Consider the following 6,000-nt stretch of genomic DNA (forward strand, 5'->3'; position numbering starts at 1 on the left):
CAGCTCGGTGTATCCGCCGGTGTGGCCCGTGGCCTTCTGCGCGGCACGGGCGCGCTGGCCGGCGCGGGACTGATGGCGTGGCATGACGTCGTCTCTCCAGGCACCCCGCGCCTGCCCGCAGTCGTACGGGCAAATGTCGCGGGCCCGGGTGGGGACCTTGGCCGTCTGAGCTGTCCCGGCGCGGGCGAGTACAGCATCGGCGGTCGGCGGTGCGCGTCCTGCCGGTCGGCATCGTAGCGGACACCGACCACCCTCCTGCCCGTCATGTCGTGGGCGGGGTCGATACCGCGTTCGGCGGCCAGGGCGAGGACCGCGGTGACCGTGACACCGTCGTACAGGTGTCGGCGTACCTGACGGCCGTCCAGGACGACATCGAGCGCGCGGTGCGAGCGGCGGCGGACGGCGCGCGCACGCTGACCGGCCGCGCACCAGGGCGCGCATCCAGATCTCGAGCACGCCGGGTGCCAGCCCGAGCGATGTCCAGACGTCCGTTCCCCGCAGTCGGTGGCGGTGCAGCCGCGGCGCCAGCTCGGTGATCAGTCAGCCGACGTAGGAGTGGTGGGCGGCGCGGGCGGCGGGCCAATCGGCGCTCTGGAGCGACGCCCGGCAGGAGTGAGCGCGGCGCACGGCGTCGCGTAGCTTGCCGGCCAGGGCTTCGGCCACCTCGGCATGACGGTCGCTCGCACCATCGTCGAGCAGGAAAGTCGCTGACGGCGGGCGGTCAGTTCCGCGCGGACCTCCCGCAGCACTTATTATACTTCTGTCCCGATTCGCACCAGTACGTGCCATTACGTGCCGGTGGCCAGAACGGCGTCTCCTGCCCGAACCCCCGGGCGCGCCACGAGGCGTAGCGGGTGCGGGTTTCCGGGTCGCCGGGGTCTTCGCCGCTGTGCCGGACGTAGGTGTCGTAGTCGGTGTGCCGGTGACCATACGGACTCGGACCGCGCCGCTCGTGCTCCACCGGTGTGCGGTGCGCTGCCGTCCGGCCGCGTAGGTTTCGTAGTCGTCGCCGTACCCGGCTGTTGTCTCCGGCCAGCGCCGGCGGGCGCTGGGAAAGTCCGTGCGTGTCCAGCGCAGTACCACACCGTCGATCGGGCCGTCCTCGGAGCATGGGTCGATGAGCGGAGTGTTCAGCAGTATCGCCCCGAGCAGGCGGGCGGCCTCGGTCACGTCCTTGTCCGCTTCGGCTTCGACGGCCTGGTCCAGCTCGTCCGGTTCGAGACCGAGTTGCTCGCGGACCACGCGGCGGTTGGCCAGCAGGCACTGCCGGTGGAAGGCGGCATCCTCGCCGCCGTCTTCGGCGTCGGCGGGTGCCAGGGCGGCCTCACACCACTCCAGTGCCGCCTGCGGCTGCGCGGCGGCCGTCTCCGACAGCAGTTCCGCCATCTGGTTGTAGATCCACAGATCCGGGGGTGTCGCGGTATCCAGCTCGGCGCGCAGCGCGTCCCGCGCCGTGTGGCCCTCGTCGGTGCGGCCCAGCGCGTACAGCTGCTCGGTGATGCCGACCCGGGCGCAGCGGGACTGCTTTCCGCCACGCTCCAGGGCGCGATGGAACAGCGTGAGCGCCTGTGCGTGGTCGCCCGCCTGCGACCGTTCCCATCCGGCGTCGATCAGGGCGCGGAAGACGTCCGGGTCTCCGTCGTGGTCGCGTGCCCCACGGAGGTACCGGTCATGAAAGCAACGCTAGTAGCGGCACCGCGCCATTAAGAGAGCGGATCGCCATTGTTCACCCGTGGTGGTCAACACAATGTTGACCCGGGCAGACGGATTTGTCAGCAGAGGCGCGGTACGGGGTCGGCCCGGCTGGCTGCGCAGTGGCCGGCTCACTTTCTCGCCTCCGATCTGCTGCGGCTCACGGTACGGCGGCGGCCCGGTGGCCGTACCGGCGGCGCCGGACCGCCCTGGTGGACCTTTTCGCCGAGCAGCGAGAGGAGGACAGAGGAGAATGGGCTCATGCTGTCTCCCTCGGAAGCCGACCTCGTCCACCGTGCCGTCCATGCCCCCTTCAGGGGCGTGACACCACCGGCAGCCGCCCCGGGCGAGGCCGGGAGACCGAATCAACAGGCCGATGTACGGTGCTTCCTGCATCTTCCCCGCACTGTCCATTTCCGCGTGCACGCCGTCGGCATCTCGACCGGCGCCGTCCTGGCCCAGTGGCTGGGCCTGGGCGTGCAGCGGGCTGAGGTGCGGCAGACGCACCGCGCGCCATGGACAGAGCACTGTCTGGCCTATGGGTCGGGAAATGCGCAGCATGTGGCCGTCATGCTGCTCGGCGCGGGCAACGCTCTTGCTCCAGCTGCGGAGGAGCAGGGCTACACCCATCCTGAATTGTGGTGTTGTCTTTCCCAATTCGTGTCGCTGGGCTCCAAGTTGGCGGTCGAGGACCTGGCCGCGCGCGGTTTCCATGTGGACGGCTCCCGGGCAGTCCACGACGCCGGCCGCCTGCGGAGACAGGCCGGTATCGCAGCAGCAATCGACGAGGCGGCAGAGGTGTTGTTTACTCACGGACAACTGACGGACGAACAGGCCAGCACACTGCTGATGCGGCACCACGCCCCTGGCCGTCTCACCCCCCCCGTGTGGACTCCCCCAGAGGGAGGGGACACCTCCGGCCAGACACCGAAAGTGCGGCCGCGCGCCGTTCGTGACCTCCTGGCGCGCGTCCCGCTCGCGACCGGGATCGAGCAGACCTTCTCCCGAATGCATGACACCACGAGAGACCTGCACAGTCTTGCCGAACGTCTCGAACATCTTGAGCAGCCGGACGACACGGAGACCGGCTGACCCCTCGCCAGGCTGACCGCCCACCGACGAGGCGGGGGCGGATCACCGCCGCCGACGCCTCACGTCCCCTTATCAACGGCCGCGAGATCCAGCTCCAGCCCTGTGTTCGCACCACGCGGTGATCAAGGGCCTGCACCGCCTGCACGTCGTGGTCATCAGCCAGGTCCCCCGCGCCTTCCTCGTCGCCCGGGAGGTCCCGCACCACGTGCACCACGTCCCGGGCAGGACCCGGACAGCAGCGCACGCGCTGAGGGCGATCGGCGTTGTCTCGCACAGCAGGGAGACCGCCGCCGTGCAATTGCGTCCACCTGTACGACACCGAGCGGGACGCCCTTCTCTGGACGGCATGGGAACGCCACATCTTCACGAACGCGGAGACGGTCCGGCTCCTGCAAACCCGCTACCCGGACCTGCCGCGGTCCGTCCCGACCATGACCGCGCTGCGCAGCGGACTGAGGTCCACGCCGCCGCCACGCTCGCGACCGCCTATCTGCTCACCCGGGCCGCATCCAGCGCCGACCCAGCGGTAGCCGACTTCTTCCAGGGGCTCATCTTCACGCCCCGGCTTGAGCCGGGCGATCCCCGCCGTGATCTGCACGCACGGTTCTCGGCGCGAGGTGCCGCATTGCGCGGGAAACTGGCCTCAGCACACGCTGGTGGCAGGTGCGGCTGGCCCACCTGTTCGATCACCGTCTCATCGCCGCGGTCCGTAACGGAGGCGCCGAGGCACGGGAACTCGTACGGGCTACCAGTGAGCTGGAGCGGGACCTGGCCCGGCGGCTCGGTGCGCTGCACACGCCGGGACCGGTCTGGGACGGGGAACAGGTCCTCGAGCCCTCGCCGCCCGCGGGCTGGGCCGAACTCCGCGGCCAAGCCGACCAGGAGGCGGCCCGGCTGGACCGGGAGGCGCTGCGGCGGCGCGCGGACCATCCGGTTCCCGAAACCGTCCGCGACCGCTGGGGGGTTATTGCTGCTGTGGAGTCCATCAGCGAATCTCAGCCTTCGTCAGGTTCTCTTGACCGTTGAGGTTTCTGGTGTGGGGTTGTCGGTGGGGGCCAGTACGGTTCGTTTGGTGATCACGACGCACGCCTACCGGTTTGCGCTGGACCCGACGCCGCGTCAGGTCGGCGCCTTGCTGCGGCATACCGGTGCGGCTCGTGTCGCTTACAACTGGCTTCTGGCCGTGGTGAAGGCGAACCTGTCCCAGCGTGAGGCGGAACGCTCCTACGGCATGGCCGAGGCGGAGCTGACGCCGTCGCTGTCGTGGTCGATGTACTCGCTGCGCAAGGCCTGGAACCAGGCCAAGGCGGATGTTGCGCCGTGGTGGCCGGAGTGCAGCAAGGAGGCATACGCGACCGGTCTTGACCGGCTCGCCACCGCGTTGAAGAACTGGTCCGATTCGAAGAAGGGCAGGCGCAGGGGCCCGAGGATGGGTTTCCCGCGCTTCAAGTCGAAGCGGAAGGCTACGCCTTCGGTCAGGTTCACCACGGGTGTGATCCGGCTGGACGGGCGTATGCATGTGGTGCTGCCCGTGCTCGGGCGGATAAAGACGCACGAGTCCACACACAAGCTCGGCCGCCTCATCGAGGCGGGGACGGCGCGGATCAAGTCCGCGACCGTCCGGCAGGAGGCCCAACGCTGGTGCGTCTCCTTCACCGTGGAAGTCCAGCGCGCGGAGCGTACGCCCACCCGGCCGGATGCGGTGATCGGCGTCGATCTCGAGCTGAAGACCCTCGCGGTGTTCTCCGACGGCCGCCCGGCCGCCGAGAACCCGAAGCACCTGGCAGGAGCGCGGCGGAAGCTGCGCCGCCTGTCGCGTACGGTCTCCCGCCGCCAAGGGCCCGACCGACGCACCGGACAGCAGCCCTCGAACCGGTGGAAGCGCGCCAACGCCCAGCGCAACCGCGTGCACCACCGCGTCACCGCGCTGCGCAGGGACGGCATACACAAGCTCACCACCTCCCTGACCCGCGAGTACGGCACCGTGGTGGTGGAAGACCTGAACGTCGCCAGCATGGTGAAGAACTGGAAGCTGGCCCGCTCGATCGCGGATGCCGGATTCGGTGAGATCCGTCGGCAACTCGCCTACAAAACCGTCTGGACCGGCGGACGGCTCGAAGTCGCCGACCGCTGGTTCCCCAGCTCGAAGACGTGCAGTGCCTGCGGCAACGTGAGACCCAAGCTGCCGCTGCGGGTACGCACCTACGTCTGCGAAAACTGCGGCCTGATCCTGGACCGGGATGAGAATGCCGCGCTCAACCTCACCGCACTCGTGAAGCGGCACGTCGCCGGGAGTGGCCCCGAGACAGTAAACGGACGTGGAGCCGACCGTAAGACCCCGCCTGGCGGGGCAGGTGGCCGTCCCGCACCGGGCGGCTCCCGCCCAGGTAAGACGGGGATCTTCGTCCAGGAATGGGCGAGTCACTGAGATTCACTTAGGGTCCAGTGAACGGTAGCCGACGACACCCCGCCTTGGTGCGGGCGAGGTGGCCAGGCACTGCCCCGTGGCGGCCCTATGCTCGATGCCCGGTGGGCACGGTCGGCGTGGCCGTAGCACCGGGCCACAGCAGTACTTTGACGAAGCGCCGGTGAAGACCAGGTTCGAGGGTGCCCGATGACGTCCGCTTCCGACAACCCGTTCGGCCAGTTGACCGAGGAGGCCGAGCTGTTCGAGCTGCCGGACGGTGACTGGGAGGAGATCCTGCCGCCGTTCGAGGCTGGCCTCGTGATGGCCGCGGGACGTGCGTTGGCGGTCCTGGCCTACCGCGATGCGGGCGCGTTCGGCGACAAGCCGTTCACCCGCGATGCCCCTGACGCGGCGGGTACCCTGCTGGCGCTGCTGCCTGACGCGTGCGACCGCCTCGATGGCCGGTTGCGGGCCGGGGTGGCGCGAGCGTTGTGGGATCTGGCCGACGATCTCGCCGCCGGCCGGGCGCCACTGCCGCGATGCGCGGCGGAGGAGTGGGCGCTGAGCCGCATGCGGGAGGCAGCGCCCGCGATGTTCGCCGCCACCGACGAGGAACTACACGCGCTGGGCGTCGCCGTGCCCGAGCATTCCGACGCGTCCGGCTACCGGCCGCCGTACTGGGAGGAGGCATGGCAGCTGATCGTGGAAGAAGCGAAGTACAGCATCCCCGAGGCACAGCCCGCCGCAGGCCCTCCGGATGACGCGGAGGACAACGATGGTCCTGCGGAGCCAGCCGAGGGCTGGGACGC

Annotated in this window: 6 protein-coding genes; 4 read left to right on the forward strand and 2 right to left on the reverse strand. The window is 69.7% G+C overall.

Annotated elements, in window-relative coordinates; genetic code table 11:
• Positions 1 to 540 precede the first annotated feature (540 nt).
• Positions 541 to 1,386: a hypothetical protein gene (locus EEJ42_RS50205; RefSeq protein ID WP_148081880.1), complete on the reverse strand. Its 846-nt coding sequence runs from the start codon at positions 1,384 to 1,386 to the stop codon at positions 541 to 543.
• Positions 1,387 to 1,953: 567 nt separating this feature from the next.
• Here EEJ42_RS50205 and EEJ42_RS07415 point away from each other — a divergent pair.
• Positions 1,954 to 2,784: a hypothetical protein gene (locus EEJ42_RS07415; protein ID WP_148081881.1), complete on the forward strand. Its 831-nt coding sequence runs from the start codon at positions 1,954 to 1,956 to the stop codon at positions 2,782 to 2,784.
• A 400-nt stretch (positions 2,785 to 3,184) separates the two neighbouring features.
• On the opposite strand, the gene EEJ42_RS50700 is transcribed toward EEJ42_RS07415, so the two are convergent.
• Positions 3,185 to 3,382 (reverse strand): hypothetical protein, encoded by a 198-nt coding sequence (locus tag EEJ42_RS50700; RefSeq protein ID WP_123099173.1) that lies wholly within the window; start codon positions 3,380 to 3,382, stop codon positions 3,185 to 3,187.
• A gap of 65 nt (positions 3,383 to 3,447) precedes the next feature.
• Between EEJ42_RS50700 and EEJ42_RS50705 the strand changes: the two genes are divergently transcribed.
• From EEJ42_RS50705 to EEJ42_RS07430, 3 genes are all read left to right on the forward strand, one after another.
• Entirely contained in the window at positions 3,448 to 3,810 is a 363-nt protein-coding gene (locus EEJ42_RS50705; RefSeq protein WP_184502982.1) for a hypothetical protein, read from the forward strand.
• Positions 3,752 to 5,212 (forward strand): IS607 family element RNA-guided endonuclease TnpB, encoded by a 1,461-nt coding sequence (tnpB, locus tag EEJ42_RS50710; RefSeq protein ID WP_221179335.1) that lies wholly within the window; start codon positions 3,752 to 3,754, stop codon positions 5,210 to 5,212. The genes EEJ42_RS50705 and tnpB overlap by 59 nt, the downstream gene beginning before the upstream one ends.
• Positions 5,213 to 5,398: 186 nt before the next feature.
• Positions 5,399 to 6,000, forward strand: a 602-nt coding sequence (locus EEJ42_RS07430) for a hypothetical protein (protein WP_184502983.1), incomplete at its 3' end; no start/stop codon positions are given.

Source organism: Streptomyces botrytidirepellens, assembly GCF_003721215.1.
GTDB lineage: Bacteria > Actinomycetota > Actinomycetes > Streptomycetales > Streptomycetaceae > Streptomyces > Streptomyces himastatinicus.